Origin of the sequence: Gemmatimonas sp. (assembly GCF_046594945.1) — a bacterium.
Lineage (GTDB): Bacteria > Gemmatimonadota > Gemmatimonadetes > Gemmatimonadales > Gemmatimonadaceae > Gemmatimonas.
This window is the reverse complement of the sequence record NZ_JBKJRB010000031.1, coordinates 18,834-39,441: the sequence shown is the minus strand read 5'-3', so window position 1 is coordinate 39,441 and position 20,608 is coordinate 18,834. Positions and strand designations below refer to the sequence as shown.

21 protein-coding genes are annotated in these 20,608 nt (G+C 65.8%); 11 read left to right on the top strand and 10 right to left on the bottom strand.

All coding sequences use genetic code 11. The annotated features are described in order from the left end of the window. The 4 genes from ACLL97_RS03980 to ACLL97_RS03965 all read right to left on the bottom strand — a co-directional run. On the bottom strand, positions 1–1,067 hold a 1,067-nt coding region (locus tag ACLL97_RS03980), incomplete at its 3' end, for an acetyl-CoA C-acyltransferase (protein ID WP_411279181.1). 10 nt (positions 1,068–1,077) lie between these two features. After that, complete coding sequence (locus ACLL97_RS03975; RefSeq protein WP_411279180.1) at positions 1,078–1,551, bottom strand: hotdog fold thioesterase; 474 nt, start codon at positions 1,549–1,551, stop codon at positions 1,078–1,080. Then, positions 1,548–2,753, bottom strand: a complete 1,206-nt coding sequence (locus tag ACLL97_RS03970; protein WP_411279179.1) for a 3-hydroxyacyl-CoA dehydrogenase NAD-binding domain-containing protein — start codon at positions 2,751–2,753, stop codon at positions 1,548–1,550. Before ACLL97_RS03970 ends, ACLL97_RS03975 begins: the two co-directional genes overlap by 4 nt. Positions 2,754–2,761: 8 nt before the next feature. After that, positions 2,762–3,559, bottom strand: a complete 798-nt coding sequence (locus ACLL97_RS03965; RefSeq protein WP_411279178.1) for an enoyl-CoA hydratase-related protein — start codon at positions 3,557–3,559, stop codon at positions 2,762–2,764. A 469-nt stretch (positions 3,560–4,028) separates the two neighbouring features. Here ACLL97_RS03965 and ACLL97_RS03960 point away from each other — a divergent pair, with 469 nt between their 5' ends. The 4 genes from ACLL97_RS03960 to ACLL97_RS03945 all read left to right on the top strand — a co-directional run bounded on the left by ACLL97_RS03960 (position 4,029) and on the right by ACLL97_RS03945 (position 8,145). After that, positions 4,029–4,304 (top strand): hypothetical protein, encoded by a 276-nt coding sequence (locus tag ACLL97_RS03960; RefSeq protein ID WP_411279177.1) that lies wholly within the window; start codon positions 4,029–4,031, stop codon positions 4,302–4,304. A 49-nt stretch (positions 4,305–4,353) separates the two neighbouring features. Beyond that, positions 4,354–6,492 (top strand): transketolase C-terminal domain-containing protein, encoded by a 2,139-nt coding sequence (locus ACLL97_RS03955; protein ID WP_411279176.1) that lies wholly within the window; start codon positions 4,354–4,356, stop codon positions 6,490–6,492. A gap of 91 nt (positions 6,493–6,583) precedes the next feature. After that, positions 6,584–6,865 carry a helix-hairpin-helix domain-containing protein gene (locus ACLL97_RS03950; protein WP_411279175.1) on the top strand — a complete coding sequence of 94 codons (282 nt, stop codon included), beginning with the start codon at positions 6,584–6,586 and terminating at the stop codon, positions 6,863–6,865. A 53-nt stretch (positions 6,866–6,918) separates the two neighbouring features. After that, complete coding sequence (locus ACLL97_RS03945; RefSeq protein WP_411279174.1) at positions 6,919–8,145, top strand: FAD-dependent oxidoreductase; 1,227 nt, start codon at positions 6,919–6,921, stop codon at positions 8,143–8,145. Positions 8,146–8,259: 114 nt separating this feature from the next. Here ACLL97_RS03945 and paaD read toward each other — a convergent pair whose 3' ends face one another. Genes paaD through paaA form a run of 4 tightly spaced genes read right to left on the bottom strand, consistent with a single transcriptional unit; the run spans position 8,260 to position 10,842 of the window. Continuing rightward, a complete protein-coding gene (gene paaD, locus ACLL97_RS03940; protein ID WP_411279173.1) occupies positions 8,260–8,748 on the bottom strand; it encodes a 1,2-phenylacetyl-CoA epoxidase subunit PaaD in 489 nt (162 codons plus the stop codon). A gap of 10 nt (positions 8,749–8,758) precedes the next feature. Beyond that, positions 8,759–9,559 carry a 1,2-phenylacetyl-CoA epoxidase subunit PaaC gene (gene paaC, locus ACLL97_RS03935; RefSeq protein WP_411279172.1) on the bottom strand — a complete coding sequence of 267 codons (801 nt, stop codon included), beginning with the start codon at positions 9,557–9,559 and terminating at the stop codon, positions 8,759–8,761. Between the two features lie 7 nt (positions 9,560–9,566). Next, entirely contained in the window at positions 9,567–9,854 is a 288-nt protein-coding gene (gene paaB, locus ACLL97_RS03930; RefSeq protein ID WP_411279171.1) for a 1,2-phenylacetyl-CoA epoxidase subunit PaaB, read from the bottom strand. 16 nt (positions 9,855–9,870) lie between these two features. Beyond that, positions 9,871–10,842 carry a 1,2-phenylacetyl-CoA epoxidase subunit PaaA gene (gene paaA, locus ACLL97_RS03925; RefSeq protein ID WP_411279170.1) on the bottom strand — a complete coding sequence of 324 codons (972 nt, stop codon included), beginning with the start codon at positions 10,840–10,842 and terminating at the stop codon, positions 9,871–9,873. A gap of 62 nt (positions 10,843–10,904) precedes the next feature. On the opposite strand from paaA, the gene ACLL97_RS03920 reads away from it, so the two are divergent. The 4 genes from ACLL97_RS03920 (at position 10,905) to ACLL97_RS03905 (ending at position 14,568) form a co-directional block, all read left to right on the top strand. Beyond that, positions 10,905–11,690 carry an enoyl-CoA hydratase/isomerase family protein gene (locus ACLL97_RS03920; RefSeq protein WP_411279169.1) on the top strand — a complete coding sequence of 262 codons (786 nt, stop codon included), beginning with the start codon at positions 10,905–10,907 and terminating at the stop codon, positions 11,688–11,690. Positions 11,691–11,694: 4 nt separating this feature from the next. Next, complete coding sequence (locus ACLL97_RS03915) at positions 11,695–12,408, top strand: alpha/beta fold hydrolase (RefSeq protein ID WP_411279168.1); 714 nt, start codon at positions 11,695–11,697, stop codon at positions 12,406–12,408. Beyond that, on the top strand, positions 12,408–13,493 hold the full coding sequence (locus ACLL97_RS03910; protein WP_411279167.1) for a zinc ribbon domain-containing protein: 1,086 nt from the start codon (positions 12,408–12,410) through the stop codon (positions 13,491–13,493). The genes ACLL97_RS03915 and ACLL97_RS03910 overlap by 1 nt, the downstream gene beginning before the upstream one ends. A gap of 145 nt (positions 13,494–13,638) precedes the next feature. Beyond that, complete coding sequence (locus ACLL97_RS03905; RefSeq protein WP_411279166.1) at positions 13,639–14,568, top strand: alpha/beta fold hydrolase; 930 nt, start codon at positions 13,639–13,641, stop codon at positions 14,566–14,568. A gap of 5 nt (positions 14,569–14,573) precedes the next feature. Here ACLL97_RS03905 and ACLL97_RS03900 read toward each other — a convergent pair whose 3' ends face one another. Next, the gene (locus ACLL97_RS03900) at positions 14,574–14,972 is read right to left on the bottom strand and encodes a hypothetical protein (protein ID WP_411279165.1); all 399 of its coding nucleotides are present in this window, start codon (positions 14,970–14,972) and stop codon (positions 14,574–14,576) included. 30 nt (positions 14,973–15,002) lie between these two features. Then, positions 15,003–16,916 carry a glycoside hydrolase family 3 N-terminal domain-containing protein gene (locus ACLL97_RS03895; protein ID WP_411279164.1) on the bottom strand — a complete coding sequence of 638 codons (1,914 nt, stop codon included), beginning with the start codon at positions 16,914–16,916 and terminating at the stop codon, positions 15,003–15,005. A gap of 223 nt (positions 16,917–17,139) precedes the next feature. Between ACLL97_RS03895 and ACLL97_RS03890 the strand changes: the two genes are divergently transcribed. From ACLL97_RS03890 to ACLL97_RS03880, 3 genes are all read left to right on the top strand, one after another. After that, a complete protein-coding gene (locus tag ACLL97_RS03890) occupies positions 17,140–18,444 on the top strand; it encodes an alginate export family protein (protein ID WP_411279163.1) in 1,305 nt (434 codons plus the stop codon). A gap of 51 nt (positions 18,445–18,495) precedes the next feature. Continuing rightward, positions 18,496–19,875, top strand: a complete 1,380-nt coding sequence (locus tag ACLL97_RS03885) for a carboxypeptidase regulatory-like domain-containing protein (RefSeq protein WP_411279162.1) — start codon at positions 18,496–18,498, stop codon at positions 19,873–19,875. A gap of 68 nt (positions 19,876–19,943) precedes the next feature. After that, positions 19,944–20,600 (top strand): TetR/AcrR family transcriptional regulator, encoded by a 657-nt coding sequence (locus tag ACLL97_RS03880; RefSeq protein WP_411279161.1) that lies wholly within the window; start codon positions 19,944–19,946, stop codon positions 20,598–20,600. Positions 20,601–20,608 lie beyond the last annotated feature (8 nt).

Below are 20,608 nucleotides of genomic sequence, written 5' to 3'. Positions count from 1 at the left end.
CCGTTCGGGTTCACGCGCGCGTCATCGTCGGCCACACCCAGCGCACGGAGACATGCCAGACCCTGCGCGGCGAATGCCTCGTTCAGCTCGATCACGTCCATCTGATCCAATGTCAGTTGGGCCCGCTCGAGCACCAGACGCGTGGCTGGCACGGGGCCCATGCCCATGATGCGCGGCTCGACACCGGCCGCGGCACTCGATACGATCCGCGCCATCGGTGTCAAACCGTACTTCGTGGCGGCCAACCCCGACGCGATCAGCAGCGCGGCCGCGCCGTCGTTGAGGCCACTGGCGTTTCCCGCCGTTACCGAGCCTTGCCCGTCATGCCGGAACGCCGGCTTGAGCTTGGCGAGCGTTTGCAGAGACGTGTCGGGGCGCAGAAATTCATCCTGCGACACCACCACCGCATCGCCCTTCCGCTGCGGAATCGACACCGACACGATCTCCTCGGCCAGCCGTCCCTCGCGCTGCGCGGCCGCGGCCTTCTGCTGCGAACGCACCGCAAACGCATCCTGATCGTCGCGCGACACACCATACTGCGCCGCGACATGCTCGGCCGTCTCACCCATCGAGTCGGTGCCATGCAGTTGCTTCATTTTCGCGTTCACGAATCGCCAGCCAAGGCAGGTGTCGAACAGCTGGACATCACGAGCAAACGGGGTGGCGCCTTTCGACATCACGTACGGCGCGCGCGTCATGCTCTCCACGCCACCGGCGACATACAAGTCCCCTTCGCCGGCCTTGATGGCGCGCGCCGCGCTGGCGACCGCGTTCAGCCCCGACGCACACAGCCGGTTGACCGTCTCGCCAGGAACCGTGACCGGCAGCCCAGCCAGCAGCGCAGCCATGCGGGCCACGTTGCGGTTATCCTCGCCGGCCTGATTGGCGCACCCGAGAATGACGTCGGCAATCTGCGCGGGATCGAAGCTGGTCGACGTGGCACTGACGCGCGCGAGCAGCGACGAGATCGCATGCGCCGCCAGATCATCGGCGCGCACATGACTCAGCGCGCCGCCGATGTTGCCGATCGGCGTACGAAGACCTTCGATAATAAATGCGTCGTTCATGATGTCCGGGTCACAACTGATGAGGAATCGCAGTGCGGTACACTGTGCCGCGAAAATGTCCGACCAGCAGGTCGGCCTGATTACGAACGCTCACGTCGCAGAACGCCAAACGCTTGGTGGTGCTCTGCTCGATGGCGGTGGCAACGAGCACGTCGCCAGGCCGCACCGCCACGGGAAAGCTGATCGAGCAGTCGACAGCAACGCTGAGCACACCACACGCATTCGTGGCGAACGCCAGCGCGCTGTCGGCCAGCGAGAACATGATGCCGCCGTGCGCGGTGCCGAATCCGTTCACCATCTCGTCGCGGATGGCCATGCGCAGCACCGACTTTCCGACCGCGGCCTCGAGTACTTCGATGCCGAGCCACTGCGAGTAGGCATCACGCGACATGAGCGTACGCACCACGTCGTCCGCCGACGGCGTGGTCGCGTTTGCGGGAGGGAGATTCGGCGTGGTCACGATCGTGGTCACGATCGTGGTCACGAGTAGCGCCGTGCGTCGAGCAGCGATGCGCCGGCCTGTACGGCGCGACGCAAGCGGATGCTGGGCCGATAGCGATCGTCGCCGGTTTCCGACTGGAGCACCTGCAACTGCGCCAGCACGTTGGGCGCGCCGATCTCGTCGCCCCACTGCAGCAGGCCGCGCGGATAGTTCACGCCCGTCGTCATCGCGAGTTCGACATCCTGAACCGACGCGAGCTGCAGGTGCACGGCGTCCACCGCCTCGTTCACGAGCATGGCCAGTACGCGATTGACGATGCGCTGACCGAGCGCGGGATCGTCATGCGGCGCAGGCGTCGGCGCGCCGTCGCGGTAGTCATAGAAGCCACGCTGCGTTTTCCGGCCAAGCCAGCCGGCTTCCACCAACCGCTGCTGCGCGTGCGACGGTCGATACCGCGGATCGAGAAACATCCCTTCGAACACCGAGCGTGTGACGGCGAAGTTGACATCGAGCCCGATGAAGTCCATGAGCTCGAACGGCCCCATGCGGAATCCGCCGATGGTGCGCAGCGCCCAATCGATCGTAGCGCAGTCGGCGATCCCTTCCTCGCGAATGCGCAACGACTCGCCGTAAAATGAGCGCGCGACCCGATTCACGAGAAACCCCGGCGTGTCGGCGGCGAGCACGGTCGTCTTGCCCCACGCGGTCACGAGCGCGCGCGCGGCGGCGATCACAGAGCTCGAGGTCGTGATCGCCGGAATGATCTCCACCAGCGGCATCACCGGCGCCGGATTGAAGAAGTGCACGCCCACGACCCGTTCGCTGTGGGTACACGAACCGGCCAGCGCGGCGATGGACAGCGACGACGTGTTCGACGCCAGGATCGCCGTGGGGGCCACGATCGCTTCGAGTGCGCGCAGCAGCTGTTGCTTGGCGGCCAGCTGCTCGATGATCGCTTCGATCACGACGCCGCAGGGTGCGAACGCCGCCAGTTGTTCGGGGCTCACTCCCTCCACGTACGTGATGCGCCCCAGCACCGCACTTGCCTGCTCCCGGGTGAGACGCCCCTTCTCCACGTCGCGAGCCAGCGCCTTCGCGTGTCCGGACCGCGCCCGCACGATCGACGCCGCCTGCGCATCGGCGAGCACCACGGCATGTCCGTGGACCGCCGCGACCTGGGCAATGCCGGCGCCCATCGCGCCGGCACCCAGCACGCCGACCACGCTCTTCATCGGATCGCTCATCGACTCGCTCATTCGCCGCGATACACCGGCGCCCGCTTGTCGAGGAAGGCGCGCACCCCTTCTTCGTAGTCGGCCGTTCGTCCGGCTTCGTGCATCGCCTGCGCCTCCACTTCGAGTTGCGCATCGAGCGAATTCGCGAAGCTGGCGTTCATCGCGCGCTTGGTGAGACCGAAGCCCCGTGTAGCCTGCGTGGCCAGCGACGCGGCCATCGCGTGAACGGTGGCCATCAGTTCGACTTTCGGTGCCACATCCCAGATGAGTCCCCACTCCTTCGCCTTCATCGCCGGAATTTTTTCGGCGAGGAAGAACATGCCCGTCGCCCGCTGCGTCCCCACGAGACGCGGCACGAAAAACGTGCCGCTGGTGTCGGGGATCAATCCGAGCTTGGCGAAGCTTTCCACGAAGCTGATGTCGTCGGCCGCGATGGTGAGGTCGCACGCGAACGCCAGGTTCGCGCCGGCGCCGGCCGCAATGCCGTTCACGGCGCACAGGACCGGTTTCTCGATGGTGCGAATCGCACGGATAATCGGGTTGTAGCAGCTCTTCACGATCTCCCCGATATCCGGCATCGGGCCGTCGCCCTGCGGCAACGCCTCGGCCAGATCCTGGCCCGCGCAGAAGCCGCGACCGGCACCGGTCAGCACGATCGCGCGCACGGCGCTGTCGCTCGCCGCCTCACGAAGCGCGGCCTGCAGTGCAGCCGCCATCTCGCGATTGAAGCTGTTGAGGACATCGGGGCGATTGAGCGTCAGGGTGAGAACACCGTCACGCTGTTCAATCAGGAGGGAGGGAGTGGGTGAGGACATTCCTAAAAATAGTCTGCGTTCTGACGGTGGAGGGCGGTGGGCGGTGGGCGGCTGTGGGCTCTCGGCTCCCAAGTCTGGAGGCTTTCGGCTGTGAGCTGTCTGCCATGGGCCGTGGGCCGTGGGCCGTGGGTGAAAACGGTGCGGGGGCATACCCATGGCCCACGGCTCATGGCCCATGGCAGACAGCCGTTAGCCCACAGCCTCGTAACCTGGGAGCCGAGAGCCTCCAGCCAAGTCGAGAGCCTCCAGCCAAGCCGACAGCCTCCAACCAAGCCGACAGCCTCCAGCCAAGCCGAGAGCCTCCAACCAAGCCGACAGCCTCCAACCAAGCCGACAGCCTCCAACCAAGCCAAGAGCATCTCGTCCTCGAAGGTGCGCCCGCCTCCTGCCCTCGCCAAGTGGCAAGCGAAGCCGTACCATCCCTAACAGCAACACAGTCGGGACCCACATCGGCCATGGAGTTCACGCAATGGACGTCACCATATTGCACTGGCTTCAGCGCATCGGCTGGAGCGCGTTTACCTGGGCCCTCGCCGGCGTGCTGTTGGTGAACATGGTGGCGGTCGTCGCCTTCCTCTTGAGACGAGAGCGCTCGCTGGTGAACGCATGGACCGGCCCAGTACTGGCCGCCAACATCGTGCTCATCGCGATCGGCATCGGTGTACCGGTGGTCACGTCTGTAGCGCGACTGGCAATTCTTGGGATGCGCGGTGTGATCCCGTCGATCGCATTCTCCCCGCAATGATGAGAGCTCCGCTCCCGATAACGGAGCCGGTTCGGCAGATTACTAGGCTATGCCTGCCAAGCCCGCTGTCCGGTCAGTCACCCGCGCCTCGTCTGCTCAACTGACGACTCCCCGCCCTGGGTTCGACTGGCGTCGCATCGCCTACAACACGCTCGTCTCGCGCTCGCTCGACGAGGTCGAAGAGACGACCAATCGCCTGCGCCATTCGGTGCCGCGCGAGCATGTAGTGCTGTACCAGTTCTCGGCGCGCGGCCACGACATGGCGCAAGTGATTCTGGGATCCCTCATCGACGGTGTACACGACGGCGCTGGTGCGTATTACCGGTCGCGACCGTTCCTGCTCTCCGTGGGTCTCTCGATCCCCGATGCGTTTGGCAGTCCGCTTGGGCGCGCCGGTGGATTCAGCGACGGCCGCGATATTGGCGTGGTGTGCAACTTGCCGAATCGCGCCGGCTGCACGGTACTCCCGATGTCGGGCGACGTGGGCTCGCAGTACACGCCGGCCGCCGGCTGGGCGCAGTCGATCACGTATCATCGCGACGGTCTCGGCGACGCGAGCTACGCCGGTTGCATCAGCGTCGCCCTGGGCGGAGACGCTTCGGTGGCGACGAGCGGATTTTGGGCGTCGCTCACGATGGCCACGACGCTCAAGCTGCCCATGCTGTTTTACATCGAAGACAACGATCTCGGCATCAGTGTGCGGGGCGACATGCAGACGCCCGGTGGCGACATTGCACGCAATCTCGCGTCGTTTACGAATCTGTTTATTCGCAACGGCAGCGGCACCGATCCGCACGAAGCGGCCGGCCTGCTGCAAGAAGCGGTGGCGCACGTGCGCAGCGGCGAGGGCCCCGCACTGGTACGTCTCACGGTGCCGCGCCTGTGTAGTCACTCGGGGCCCGACAACCAGAAGGGCTATCGCACCGACGCGGAACTGGCCGACGATCAGGCTCGCGATCCTCTACCGAAGCTGCACGACTATCTCGTGCCGGCGTTCATGTCGGCCGCCCAATGGGCAGCGCTCGAAGCCGACGTGGCGCGTGACATTGCCGCCGGCCTCGAAGAAGCGCGAGCACGGGCGATCCCGAATCCGGCCACGATCGCGCAGCATGTGATGGCCGACGAGTCGCCGGATGTTGCCGAGGCGATGGGTGGCTTGTCGCGTGCGGAACGCGCGGCGTTGCCAAGCACCGACACGCCGAACGACGAGGGCGAACTACTGCGCTACGCCGAAGCGATCCGCCGCACGTTGCGCCACGAACTCGCGGTCAATCCGAAGGTTGTGGTGTTCGGCGAAGACGTGGGTCGCAAGGGTGGCGTGCACCTCGTGACGGAAGGACTGCAGAAGCAGTTCGGTAACGCGCGCGTGTTCGACACGAGCCTCTCGGAAGAAGGCATTGTCGGCCGTGCGGTGGCGATGGCGATCAGTGGACTGATGCCGGTGGCCGAGATCCAGTTCCGCAAGTACGCCGATCCGGCAACCGAGCAGCTGAACAACACCGGCACGATGCGGTGGCGGACGGCCAACCGATTCGCCGCGCCAATCGTGGTGCGCATGCCGGGCGGATTCGGCAAGGATGTGGGTGATCCGTGGCACAGCCTGAGCGACGAAGTGCGCTTTGCGCACGCCTACGGCTGGCAGGTGGCGATGCCGTCGAACGCGGCCGATGCCGTGGGATTACTTCGCGCCGCGATGCGCAGTCCCAATCCGACCATCTTCTTCGAGCACCGCTCGCTGCTAATGACCGGCGACGGCAGCGCCCGCTATCCGGGTGACAACTACGTCTTGCCGTTCGGCAAGGCGCGCGTGGTGCGGGAAGGGGCGGACATCACGGTGGTGTCCTGGAGCGCGATGGTGCATCGCTGCCACGAGGCGGCGGAATCGTTCGGTGATCGCGTGGAATTGATCGACCTTCGTACCATCTCGCCGTGGGACCGCAACGCGGTGCTGGCCTCGGTGCGGAAAACCGGTCGCTGCCTGATCGTGCACGAAGACAACATGACGGCTGGGTTCGGAGCCGAGATCGCTGGCGTGCTGGCGCAAGAGGCGTTCTGGCACCTCGACGCACCGGTGCGTCGGCTCGCACCGATGGATATCCCGGTACCCTACCACCCAGTGCTACTGGAAGCCGTGGTGCCCGGCGTCGACTCGATCCGGGCCGAGATCGAGGCGCTACTGGCGGTCTAGCGGCGGCCGGGGTCGCGTAACGACCTCCGACGCTTCATAGGGTGGAGCGAGTGGTGTCACATTTCAACTGAGGCAGGACAGGAGCTCGCAGATGGGCAAGTCACGCACGGCCGCCGAGGCACACCAACTCGAGGCGATCCCCAACATCGGGAAGTCGATCGCCGCCGACCTCCGCGCGATCGGCATCCGTGAGCCGAAGCAGTTGATCGGGCGCGATCCGTACGAGCTCTATGCGCAGAGCAACGCCGCGGCCGGTGTGCGACAGGACCCCTGCCTGATCGACTGCTTCATCTCTGCGGTCCGGTTCATGGAGGGTGCGCCTCCGCACCCGTGGTGGCACTATACTCCCGAGCGGAAGCGACATACCGCCTGACTACGCGCTGGTGCGCGACCTGATCGTCCCCCCGCATGCAACGCGAGCCTCCAATGGACCGACGCACCTTCCTCGAGGTCACTTCCGCCCCACTCGGCGCGTCCGCCCTCGCCACGCTCCTCCCCTCCACGATGAACGCCGCCCCCGCCCTGATCCAGTCGAAGCGCAGTGCGATCGTCGTGATCGGCAGCGGCGTGTTCGGCGTCTGGACCGCGCTGCACCTGCGCGAGCAGGGCCACGACGTTACGCTCTTGGACGCCTACGGCCCCGGGAATTCGCGTGCGACCTCGGGCGACGAGACGCGCCAGATCCGCGTCGGCTACGGCGACCGCGAACTTTATGCCCGCATGGCCCAGCGCGCCTTCGCGGCGTGGCGCGCGCGTGAGCAGGAGTTCGGCATCCCGCTGATGATCGAGACCGGACGCCTCGAACTCGCCCGCGACTGGACACCGTCACTGCGCGCGACGCAGGCGATGCTCACCCGCCTCGGCGTCCCCGTGGAGGCGCTCACGAGCGACGACCTGCGTCGGCGGTATCCGCAGATGGACACCACGGGAATGGGTGTCGGACTGCTCGAGCCGACGGCGGCAGTGCTGCGCGCCAAGACGTCGATCATCGCGGCCGCGAGCGCGTTCACCCGCAAGGGTGGCACGCTCTTGGTAAAGCGGGCCCGGCCCGGTCGCGCCGATGGACGACGATTGACCGACGTGGAGACGGCCACCGGCGAACGCTTCGCCGCACAGACATTCGTCTTCGCGTGCGGGCCCTGGCTCCCCAAGCTCTTCCCGCAGCTCCTCGCCGAGCGCATCAAGGTGCCTGGGCGCGAGGTCTTCTACTTCGGCACACCCTCCGGCGACACGCGCTTCTCGTATCCGAACATGCCCAACTTCTCCGAGGACGGGTACTACGGCTTCCCTAGCGTCGATGGACGCGGCGTGAAGGTCTGTCCGACTACCGGCCCGGTCACGTTCGATCCTGACACCGACGAGCGCATCGTGACGCCGCACGAGGTTCGCCGGGCGCGCGCCTTTCTCGCGAAGCGCTTTCCCTCGCTCAAGGACCAGCCGATCACCGAGACACGCGTCTGCCAGTTGGAGAACACGGTCGACGAACATTTCATCATCGACCATCACCCCGACTTCGACAACGTGCTGATCGCCGGCGGCGGGTCAGGGCACGCGTTCAAGCACGGACCGGTGCTCGGGGAGTATGTGGCGAAGCGCGCGGTGGGCGAGGCGACGGATGGGGCGTTCGACCGGATGGTGCGGTTGGTACCGTAAGCTCGTGGCGCACGCGCCGGCCACGTGCCGGTTGGGGAGTTGAAGTAGGGGCCCAGAAGGAGAAACACCTTAGGACGCAGGAGGGAGGTGTTCAGCCGTTTGAAACTCTGTAATTTAGAGCGCCTTGAACTCATCAAACGGCTGCCGACACGAATTGCATACGTGTATCGCCTTACAGGCCGTGCTACCGAACTCACTTTGCAGTCGCGTGTCGCTCGAGCCACAGAAGGGACACGCCACAGGCACGCGGGACCGCGTGAGCGTAATGAGACCCTGCGGTTCGGCCCGCCCTGGCGGGGCAATACCGTACGCGCGCAACTTCTCTCGTGCGTCGGGGCCGATCCAGTCGGTGGTCCACGCCGGCGAGAGCACCAGTTTCACATGCACGTCGCGGACACCTCGCTCGAGCAGCGCAGTGCGGATGTCGGCTTCGATCTCGCGCATAGCCGGGCACCCCGAATACGTCGGGGTGATGGTGATCGTGACCGCCTCATTCTGGATCGCGACGTCACGCACGATACCCAATTCGACCACGCTGATGACCGGGACCTCGGGGTCCATCACCGTGTTGAGCACCCCGTACACTTCGTCTGGACTCATCATCGCTTGCCGCTTACCAGGATGCGCCAGGATGCGAGCGCGCCACAATCTGCATGGTCGCCAGCATGTGTCCCAGTGATTCGGTGTGAAAGCCGCGTCGGCCACCGCGACGCACGGCCTGGTCGGTGGGGAGGGTGAGCGTGGCACGCTGCACCACGTCCTTCACCATCGTGAGCCAGAGCGAATGCAGTGCGTCGTGGTCGATCGCGATGAAAGCTTCGGCCGCGACAGCATCGTCGACAGCGTCGTGGTCGAACAGCTCACCGGTGTAGCGCCACAAGGCGTCGAGCGCCTGTTGTGCACGGGCGTGACTCTCCTCGGTGCCGTCGCCCAGTCGTATCACCCACTCGCTGCTGTGGCGCAGGTGATACTTGTCTTCCTTGAGCGACTTGGCGGCGACAGCAGCGAGTCCTTCATGATCACAGCGCGACAGCGCGTCCCACAGCAGCACGCTGTAGGCATCGAACAGGAACTGCCGCACCATCGTGACCGCGAAATCGCCGTTGGGGATCTCGACCAGCAACGCGTTGCGATACGCCACCGCCTCGCGGAAATACGCGAGCGTGTCGGCATCGCGTCCCTGCCCTTCGATTTCTCCGGCAAGGGCCAGCAACGAGCTGGCATGCCCGATGAGATCGAGCGCGATGTTGGAGAGCGCGATGTCCTCTTCGAGGATCGGCCCATGACCGCACCACTCCGACAGCCGATGCCCGAGCACCAGACGATCGTCGCCCAGGCGCAGCACGTACTCGAACAACGGATTGGCGACCGGCGTACTGCGCGGTGCGGCGACCTGGAACGACGGTTCGGTCATGAGCGACTCAGAAGATGCGCACGCCGCGCGGCGCGATATAGAACTGCGGATGTCGATAGGGTTTGTCGTTGCCAGGTTCGAAAAATGGACCCGCATCCGACGGTGCCGAGGCCACGATTGCGGCGGTTGGCACGACCCACAGATTCACCGCTTCGCCGCGACGTGCGTACACATCGCGGGCGTTCTGCAGCGCGAGCTCACCATCAGGGGCGTGCACACTGCCGGCGTGTTCGAACGGTTCACCCTTGTTGGGTTGCGTGAAGACTTCCCAAAGCGGCCACTGACTATCTGCCATGATCGAAATCCTGTGGTCAGGCCGCAGCCGTGGAGGAACGCGCCTTCTGCTTCTCAGCGTGCGCCGATGCCGCCGCTCGCACCCATTCACCGTCTTCGTGCGCCTTACGACGCGCATCGAGCCGTTCGCGATTGCACGGACCGTTGCCCTTCAGTACTTCGAAGAATTCGCTCCACTCAATCTCGCCGAACTCCCAGTTGCCGGTGGCCGGGTCGAGATGCAGATCAGGATCGGGCACCGAAATACCGATCGCGATAGCCTGCGGCACCGTGAGATTCACGAAGCGCTGACGCAGCTCGTCGTTCGTCTTCCGCTTCACGCGCCATTTCAGCAGCTCGGCGCTGTTCGGCGAATTGGTGTCGCTCGGACCGAACATCATCAGCGACGGCCACCAGAAGCGATTGAACGCTTCCTGCACCATCGCCTTCTGTTCCGGCGTGCCGTTGGCCAGCACCGAGCAGATCTCGTAGCCCTGACGCTTGTGGAAATTTTCTTCCTTGCAGATGCGCACCATCGCACGGGCATACGGGCCATATGAGGCCTTCGCCAGCACGGTCTGGTTCACGATCGCTGCACCGTCCACGAGCCACCCGATCACGCCCATGTCTGCCCACGACAAGGTGGGATAGTTGAAGATGCTCGAGTATTTCGCCCGACCCTCGAGCAACTGCTGCACAAGCTCGTGACGATCGACGCCGAGCGTCTCGGTGCCGCAGTAGATGTACAGGCCATGCCCGGCTTCGTCCTGCACCTTGGCAATGAGCGACATCTTGCGACGCAGCGACGGGGCGCGCGTGATCCAGTTGCCTTCCGGCAACATACCGACGATTTCGGAGTGCGCATGTTGCGACATCATCCGCGTCAGCTGCTTACGATAGCGCTCCGGCATCCAGTCCTTCGGCTCGATGCTTTCGCCAGCGGCAATGCGAGCTTCGAAGGCAGCCAGGAGGGCCGGATCCTCGGTGGGAACGGGCGGGTTCTGGTCCATGCTTGGAATCTACCCAGCGTAAACAGGGTTCGACAATCCGAGAGCGACGCTATTTTCCCTGCATGACGACCCACGCTCCCCGCCCCGCCAACAGTCCAGACGGCTACGTCCGGACCGACATCGCGAACGGTATCGGCCGTATCGAGTTCTTTCATCCCAAGAGCAACGCGCTGCCGAGTGCCATTTTGCGCGATCTCGCCGCCGCCGTCACGGCGGTCGGCGCCGATCCGTCGGCCCGTGTGATCGTCCTGCAGAGCGGCGGCACTGGTCCGTTCTGCGCCGGCGCGTCGTTCGACGAGCTGGCGGCGATCTCCAGCGCGGAACAGGGTCAAGAGTTCTTCAGCGGGTTCGCGCGTGTTATTCTCGCCATGATCCGTGCACCGAAGTTCGTGATCAGTCGAGTGCACGGCAAAGCTGCCGGCGGTGCCGTCGGCCTCATCGCGGCCTCCGACTTCAGCTTGGCGGTCACCAGCGCGTCGGCCAAGCTCAGTGAACTTGCCGTCGGCATCGGTCCGTTCGTGGTCGGTCCAGTCATCGAGAAAAAGATCGGACTGGCGGCATTTGGCGCAATGTCGGTTGACGCCGACTGGCGCGATGCCGCTTGGGGGGAACGGCACGGCCTCTACGCCAAGCTGTTCGACGATGTCGCCGCCATGGACGACGCTGTGGCCGCACGCGCCACCATACTCGCGGCATCCAATCCGGACGCGATGTCCATGCTCAAGCGCGTGTTTTGGGCGGGCACCGAAGCGTGGGACACACTGCTGGCCGAGCGCGCGGCGATGAGCGGTAGGCTGGTGTTGTCCGAGTTCACGCGGAACGCGATCGGCGCCTTCAAGACACGCTGATCCGGTGACCACGCCGCCTATCGTCCTGATCCACGGTGCGCTCGGCGGCGCGGCGCAGATGCTACCAATCGCCGATGCCCTGTCAGCACAGGGCGACGTGCACTGTCTCGAACTCCCAGGGCACGGTGACACGCCGCTCCCGGATGGCGCGCCATTTTCGATGACCACATTCGCCGGCGCATTGCGCGATGACATCGCGCGGCGAGGATGGCAGCAACCGCTGGTATTCGGCTATTCGATGGGTGGCTATGTGGCCCTGCTCCTTGAGTCGAGGTCACCGGGCATGCTGGGCGGCATCGTGACGCTGGGCACCAAGTTCGAGTGGACGCCGGAGATCGCTGTCGCTGCGGCATCGCGTCTCGACGCGTCCGTGCTGCGGGCGAAGGTGCCCGCGTTCGCCGATCAGCTGCGCGGGCGACATGCGGGCGCCGGTGGATGGGAGCGGGTCCTCGCGCGCACCACCCAGCTCCTGACCGACCTGGGGTCCGACCCATTGCTGACGGCGCCCACACTCGCCGCCGTGCAGATCCCGGTGCGCGTTGGCGTGGGCTCGCGCGACGACACCGTGACCGACGGCGAAGCCGCGCGCCTTGCCGCGCTGCTTCCGCACGCCTCGCTGCACGTGCTACACGACGTACCACACCCGATCGAACGCGTTCCGGCGAGCCTCGTCGTCGACCTCTTTCGTGACCTCGTGCGCGACCTTCCCCGGAGCTGATGGTGTTCCGTACTCTTCGTGTTCCCGAGAAGCTGTTCACGGTGGCGATGTGGGCCGTGTCGATGACCTTCGCCGGTTTCCTGATCGGACTCGGCGGCAAGATTGTCGGCGAGTTGCCCGGCGTCGATCAGCAGGTGGCGCTGTCGGAGTTCGTGGATCCGCTCAAGCGCGTGCCGTTGCTCACCGCGCGCGATTCGCTGGTGACGCTACAGCGCACCACGCAAGACGAACGGGAGCGCGCCTCGCAGAGCCACGCCGTAGCGCGCAATGCCTACTCGTCGCAACGCGAAACGTTCGACACCTGGATTGCAACACGCACGGCCACGACCGATCCCACGCAGGATCCGGAGGTCGTGTCCCGCACGCGTCTGCTGGACGCGCTGAAGCGCAGTGAACGCGAGGCAGAATCGGCGGTCGAGCAACTCGACGAACGGTTGCTCGCCATTTCGCAAACGATGGAGAACAATCGCGAACGCGAGATCGACCTCGAACTCTCGGCCCGTGGGCGGTTCGAGAGCGCGCGCTTTTCGCAGGAACTACGCGTCTTCGCCGTGCGCCTGGCGCTTACCCTGCCGCTGCTGCTGATCGCTGGATGGCTGGTGGCCCGCAAGCGACGCAGTGAGTACTGGCCGCTGTTGCGCGGGTTTGTGCTGTTTGCGGTGTTCGCGTTCTTCGTGGAGCTCGTGCCGTACTTGCCGAGTTACGGCGGCTACGTGCGCTACGGCGTTGGGATCATCGCCAGCGCCGTAGTCGGCATGTACGTGATCCGCGCGATGCGTCGGTACCTGGCGCAGCGACAACGGGTGGAGCTGCAGAGCGAAGGAGAACGGCGCCGTGCACTCCCGTACGACGAAGCCCTTCGTCGCATCGGCGCCGGCGTCTGCCCGGGGTGTGAGCGCGCAATCGCCGGAGGACCGGCCAATCCCAGCAATTTCTGTGTGCACTGTGGCCTGCGGCTGTACGACCAGTGCGACAGTTGCCACACGCGCAAGAATGCGTTCTACCCGTATTGCCCCACCTGCGGTGTGCCCGCGGCCGATGCCGACTCGCCGACACTGGCCGACGCCACTTCCATCCCCACTTGACCCGATGAACTCGCGCGCGCTCATCACCTGGCCGTCGCTCACGGGCGCCCCGCTCTGGCAGGACCAGGGTTGGCGTAACCCGACCTCACGTGTTGCCGGCTGAACACCCGTGACGAACCGATGCGCGGGTCTGCGTAGGTCGCTGGTGATCGCCCTCGGGCTGGTGCTGTCCGGGCGCGAATCGGCGCCTGTGACTCGTGCGGTGCCGATGGTGGCTCCGGGAGAGCGACGGGTGGTCGTCGCCCCCGCGGAGACGCTGAGCGTGAACGGCGGGGCGACCAACATGACGCGGGGCGACGTGGCCGTACTGTTGCTTCCCGGTCCGGTTGGATCGGCATTCTCGATGCGCAAGGTGGTGCGCGAGCTGCAGGCCCTCAGCATCGAACCGCTGGTGGTCGACCCGCTCGGCATGGGCGCATCGACCCGACCGAAGGGCGCCGACTACACACTCAGCGCACAGGCGGCACGTATCGCCAAGGTGCTCGACGCGGAACTCCCGGTCGGTGCGACGGTGATCGTGGCGGCACAGGGCACCAGCGCCACGATCGCTTTCCACCTCGCTGCCACGGATACGGCGCGCGTGCGTGGCGTCGTGTCGCTGGCGGGAGGCCCGATCGACAAACAGGGCACGCCGGGGGTGCGCACCGCGCTGACGTTTGCGTCGCTACTCGACAATCCGATTGGACGGAGCTTCGCCAAGCGTCGATTCGTGTCGGCGCTCCGCGACCAAAGCGCCGACGAGCGCTGGCTCACCAACGACGTGGTGAAGCAATACGTCGCCCCGATCGAGAATGACTTGCGCGGACTCCTGCGCACACTCGGCGCCATGCAGGCCGCGATCGAGCGATTTCCGATCGAGACCCGGCTCGCGCGGATCACCGCACCGGTGCACCTGCTGGTTGGCGACAAAGCGTCATCGAGCGCGCCGACGGTGGCTCAGGTAGCCTTGCTGCAAACGCACGTGAGACGGTTTACCGTGGACACCCTACGGCCCGGGGGCACCATGCTGCACGAGGAGCGGGCAGCCGATGTGGCGCGTGTGATCGGCAACTTGGTGCGCAGCGCCCGGCGCTAGCATCGTTACTTCTTGCGCGTCCCGCTGAACGTCGCGCCGCCCTGACCGCCAAAGTCCAGATCGCCCGTGATGTGATCGGCGTCGACGATTGCGCCGCTGAACGTGAAGGTCGTGCCGCCGGACGTATTGGCGGCGAAGGTGAAGGTTTGCCCCTTCACGACGCCCTTGAAGGGTAGCGTGCCCATCCGGCCCGACGTGTACGTGCCGGTGAGCGAATCGCCCTTCTGCGTCATCGCAACAGCCGATACGCCCGTGCCGTTTTCGGTGACGACTTCAAAGGTCCAGTTGCCGGTGAGATCCGAGGCGACGCGCTGCGCGGCAGCGGCCACTGACGTGGACACCATCGAGGACGCGGCAATCGACGCCGCCGTGGCGACGGCGAATACTCGTGACGAAAAATGCATGGGAGAGATTCGAAAGTTGAGTGAATCCGTTCAGCGACGCAGGCCGGCGCCGAATGGCGCCACACCGGGAATCGTGATCGGCAGCTGACCAGTGATCGGCGCCTTCCCCAAGAGCGCGCGTGCGGCCGCTCGCTGCGACAGCGGCCACGGGCTCCAGGCGATCAGATGTGCTTCCGTGAGCGGCAGGCCGAGTTGAAGGTAGGGATTGTTGAACGAGACAAGCACCACTTTGGTGTTCGCCGCGCGCAGCCCATTCAGCAACTCCCGCAAGCCGCGCGTGGGCACCATCGCCGCGGTGTTGGTGCTCGCGCCGATGTAGCTCGACACGATTACCAGATCCGCGCCACGCGCGATCGACAGGGCGTTGTCGACTGAGGCGGGCAAGAGCGCGGGCTCGGGATTGATCGTGTAGCTCCCGGTGCCGCCGCCCGCCGCTCCCGCCGTGTTGTCGGCCACCGTTTCGGGGCTGAGTGTCAGCGACAGCAGATTGGAGAACGTACCCTTGAGCTCTGCGTCGAAAATGCGACCGGCGCTGAGATCCACCCGGGGCGTGACGGTGATGCTGACCACGCGGCTGGCGGTCGGCATCTTGAACGGCACCAGCGTGAGCGAATCACGCACCAACGTGATCGCCTTTTCAGCCGCGACACGGGCGGGCGCCACATTGGCCGCCACCCCAACGCGGCTGCGCACTCCCTCCACGCTCACGAACCGCTCCCGATCGAGGCCGAATTCGTGCTTCACCATGAGCAGCTTCTTCACCGAGGCATCGATGCGCGCTTCGGTGAATCGTCCCGACGCCACACCGTCCACCACGGCCTGAATCGACACTTTGGCATCACTGGGCATCAGCAGCACATCGTTGCCCGCCACCACGGCGCGCTGGGTGGCTTCCGCCATCGTCATGTTGCCCAGTACGCCGTTCATGTCCAACGCATCGGTCACCAGCAAGCCGTTGAAACCCATCTGCGTGCGCAGCAGATCGGTCATCACCTTCGCGCTCAGCGTCGCCGCGGTGTGCGTGGTGTCGAGGGCCGGCAAGTCGCCATGGAACGTCATCATGCCGCGCACGCCGGCGTTGATCGCCGCCTGAAACGGACGGAGTTCCACGCTGTCGAGTCGCGCGCGCGACACGTTCACGCGCGAAAGCTCGAGGTGCGAGTTCTGCTCCGTGTCGCCATGTCCAGGGAAGTGCTTGCCGGTAGCGAGCATCCCATGCTCCTGAATCCCACGCACCAAGGCTGCCCCCAGGCGCGACACGAGCATCGGATCCTCGCCGAACGATCGCGCCGCGATCACCGGGTTCTTCGGATTGTTGTTGACGTCGAGCACTGGCGCGAACGCCATGTGAATGCCCATCGCGCGCCCTTCGATCGCCGTCACGCGCCCCATTTCGTAGGCCAGCGCGGTATCGCGCGTGGCGCCGATGCCCATCTGATACGGGAATGACGTGGCGCCGCCGAGCTCGATCGCGTTGGGCAGGAACCAGCCGCCACGCGCGCGGAACGCGGCGCCGGTTTCGAGGTCCGCGCCCACCAGCAGCGGCAGTTTCGCCGCGGCCTGTAAGGCATTCACCTTGGCGGCGATGTCGAGCGGCCCGCCGACCGACACGATGATGCCCCCCAGCTCCTGCTCGCGCACCAGCCGTTCGATGTTCGTGAACCCGGAGGCGTCGGTGGCCGTGTAGTCGCCAAGCGTCCAGATCCAGACCATCTGCGCCGCTTTCTGGCGGAGCGTCAGCGTCTTGAGCACCGAGTCGGCCCATGCAGCGTCCGCCGCCGCATTTTTCGGCGCCGACGCGATCTCCATGCTGGGGGTGATCGGCTCCGTGCGACGCGAGGTCGGTGCCGCCACCGGGCCACGTCCGGTCTGGGCGGCGGTAGCACACGCGGCGCTGACAAGCGCGGCCGACAGCGATAGGCGGACGAGTTGCGAAGTCTTCACGATCGAGGGCGGGCGAAGTCGGCGGGAAAGGACGGGCCGACGGGCGCGGCGCAGCAAAGCGCGTCGATGTCCCGGCGACGTTCTATGGGATAATGTACCCCGGGCGAGCCAATTCGTGGCTAGCGGAGTATCGTCCCTCATGGCCTGTTGTGTCCCTTCCTCACGAGTCGTTGTCGGCGCCTTGCTTCTCTCGGTGGCCTCCCTGCCTGCCCAGTCGACACCCGTGAGCGCCCCGGCCGCCAGCGCGGCCGCAGGCACGCGCGACTGGAGTGACGGCCTGAAGGCGATACCGCTGCACCAGAGGTGGCCGCTTACGCTGACGCTGTCGGGACAGGCTCGCTGGCGCGAGGAGTTCATGCGCGCGTACAACTTGGGCACGCTACGCGACGACTACGGCTTCACGAGGCTCATGGTCGGCGCCGACCTGCGGGCCGGTCATCCCAAGCGGTTCCACGGGCGCGTGCTCACGGAATTACGCGACGCGCAGGCGCTGAGCCGCACGCTGCCGGGTGGCACACGAGCCACCGACGGCGATCGTCACGACATCCAGAATCTGTACGCGGACATCGGCTTCGGTCAGTCGTTTGTGCGCTACGGCCGACAGGAGGTCTCCCTCAATCGCGAGCGACTCGTCGGCGTCCCCGACTGGGCCAATACGCGCCGTGGATCGGAGGGCACGCGCGCGCAACTCGTGCGCGGTCGATTGGTGCTCGAAGGCGCTGACATCCGTCCGATGATCGTGCGACTCGATCGCGGGAATCGGGCCGATAGTACGGCGCGGTTACGCACGCTCTCGCTGGGCTCCGCACCCGGCGCCAGGCCCTTGGCCCGCGGCCTTCCGACGCAGTGGAACGGCTACTGGTACGAGCAGACCATTCGCACGCCGTCGTCGCTCACCCGACGCCTCACCACGGGCGCGCGGACGGTGTGGCAGCTCGGCACGCCATCGGCGTCACGCATCGTGACATCCATGGAATTCGAAGGCGCGTTGCAGCATGGACACGCCGGGACGCGCGAACTGCAGGCGTGGTTTTGGGTAGTCGAAACGCAGCTGCAGTGGCGACGCGTGCGTGGCATGCCATCGCTCGCACTCGGCCTCGAGGAAGCGAGCAGCGATCGTACGGCAACGCCGGGAAACGAGGCCTTTGCCGTGCTCTACCCGGCGGCGCATCAGCACGGTGGATTCGCCGATGTCATTGGTCGTCCCAACGTGGCCGAGCTGCACGCCATCAGCAGCTGGGATCCGACTCCGTCGCTGTCGCTGCGCGGTGCCTGGTACCGGTTCGACCGGCGCCAGCTCGACGACGGCGTGTACAACAAACAGAATGGTCTCTTTCGCGCGGCGAGCGGGTCCTCGGCGCGTCATGTGGCCGACGAAGTCGATCTCACCGCCGCTTGGAAGGCGACCGCCCACCTCCGCGTGCTGATTGGGGGAGCTACGGTGCTTCCCGGCGCGTTCCTTTCCACGACTCCGGGGGGAGCACACGTGGAGCATTGGGGGTATGTCGGTACCACGTTCGCGTTTTGAGTTCGCGTTTTGACCGTGATGGTCGCTCACCTTTCCTTGTCCATGTCACCGATGTTCCGAACACTTCTCGTGCTGATGATGGCCGCCCCGTCCGTGGTTGCGGCGCAGGTGCGCGCCGTGACGCCGGCGCCGCTACCCCTTCGCGCACGCATTGTAGGCACCGTGTTCGACAGCGCGGCCACGCAGTGGCTGGGCGGCGCGACGGTACAGTTGGTCGACGCGGCCAACCCGTCGAAAGTGCGCACGGCAATCGCCACCGCGAACGGCCGCTTCGCGATCGACTCCGTCGCCGTCGGCACCTACCTGATCGGCTTCTTCCACCAACGGCTTGATCAGCTCGGCATCGAGGCGCCGCTCTTTCGGGTGAATATCACGACGCCCGAGGAGATCGAGGTGCCGATGACGATTCCGTCGGCGGAGTCGATCATCACCAAACGCTGCGGTCCGGGCGACCCGGAACAGCCCATGGGACTTTATCTGGGTTTCGTGCGCAACGCGGCCACCAACGCACAGGTCCCCGCGGCGCGTGTGCGAGCGCAGTACACGGAGGTTACGGTGGGGCCGCGCGGCGTGGAACGGCGCTCTCCATCGCGATTCGGCAGCAGCACCGACGACGGGATGTTCGTGCTCTGTGGCGTCCCGCGCAATGCACCCGTGACCGCTCGGGCGTATGCCGGTGGAGACTCCACCGGTTTCATCGAGCTACGCGTACCGCGCAACGGCCTACTGGTGCGTGATCTCGTGATCGGCTCTACCAACAAAGGCACCGGCGTGCTTCGCGGCGCCGTGAAGAGCGCCAGTGGGCAGGCGATAGCCAGCGCTCGCGTGGTCCTCTGGGGCGCGAGCGGCAACGGGACCAACACCTCCAACGGGCTGTACTCGCTGGACGGACTGCCCACCGGCACGCAGATGGTCGAGGCACGTGCGATCGGCTACCAGCCCATGCGGGTCGTGGTCGACGTGCCCGCGACAGACGGCGCGACCGCCGACATCACCCTCGAAGCGATCGTTGCCACCGTCGACACCGTGCGCGTGCGCGGCGATCGCGTGTCGAATCAGATGGCGGAGTTCGAGAAGCGGCGCCGTACGGGCTTTGGGTCGTTCATCGACGAGAATCAGCTCAACGCCCGCTCGCCCATTTTCATGGCCGACATCTTCCGCACGGTACCGGGGATCTCGATCGCCACCGGCCAGTCGGCGCAGGGGCGCGTGCTGATGCGCGGAAACGGCGGCACCTGTGCCCCGGCCGTGTTTTTGAATGGCATGAACATCCAAGTTCCAGATGGTAACCTGGATGCGATCATGAACTCGCAAGAAGTCATGGCGGTCGAGGTGTACTCGCGCACGTCAAACGTGCCCGCCCAGTTCGATTCACGAAACGGCTGCGGCTCGATTGTGGTCTGGACGGGTGCGCGAAAGTCACGTCGCTAGCGATCAACGCGCGGACGGTAGTTCATCTGCCTGCTTGAGCTTTCGGCGACCAAGACGCACACTGTGGCATGGTTTATCCATCGAAGTTGTCGCGCGAGATCGTTGTCGGTTCGGCCCTGTCCCTGATCCGGCAACAGGGCGTGGATGCGCTCGGCATGCGCGCGGTCGCCGCTCGCCTTGCGGTGCGTCCCGCCTCACTGTACAAGCACGTGGTCGATCTGGCCGGCTTGCAGTCGCTGCTGGCCGAGCACGCCGCCCTCGACTTGCTCACGGCCATCGATGCCGCGATCGCGCGCGCGCCGCGCTCAGCGAATGGTGAATCGCCGAAAATGCCGATGCTGTTCATGGCCAACGAGTATCTGCGCTTCGCCCGCGAGCAACCGGCGCTGTATGCCATGCTGACCAGCGACACGACGCGGTTACCGATCACCGCGTCATCGTCGCTCGCGGCGCCGGCCGCCTCTTCAATACCGCAGGCGTCGCGTGCCGCGCTCTGGAAGCGGCTGCTGCAGGTTGTCGGCGACTTGACCGGTTCGGCCGACGACGCCGATGCGGCAGTCGCGCTCTGGGCCTTCCTGCATGGGTTCATCGCGCTGGAGCGCGGCGGCATGTTCGGAGCGAGTGGCTCGAAGGGAGGCTTCGCCCGCGGCGTGAAGGCCATGGCGGCTGGGTTGCGTCGCCCCGCATCGGGGGGCTATCCGGTGATTTCGGACTCGGTGACGTGACGAACAGA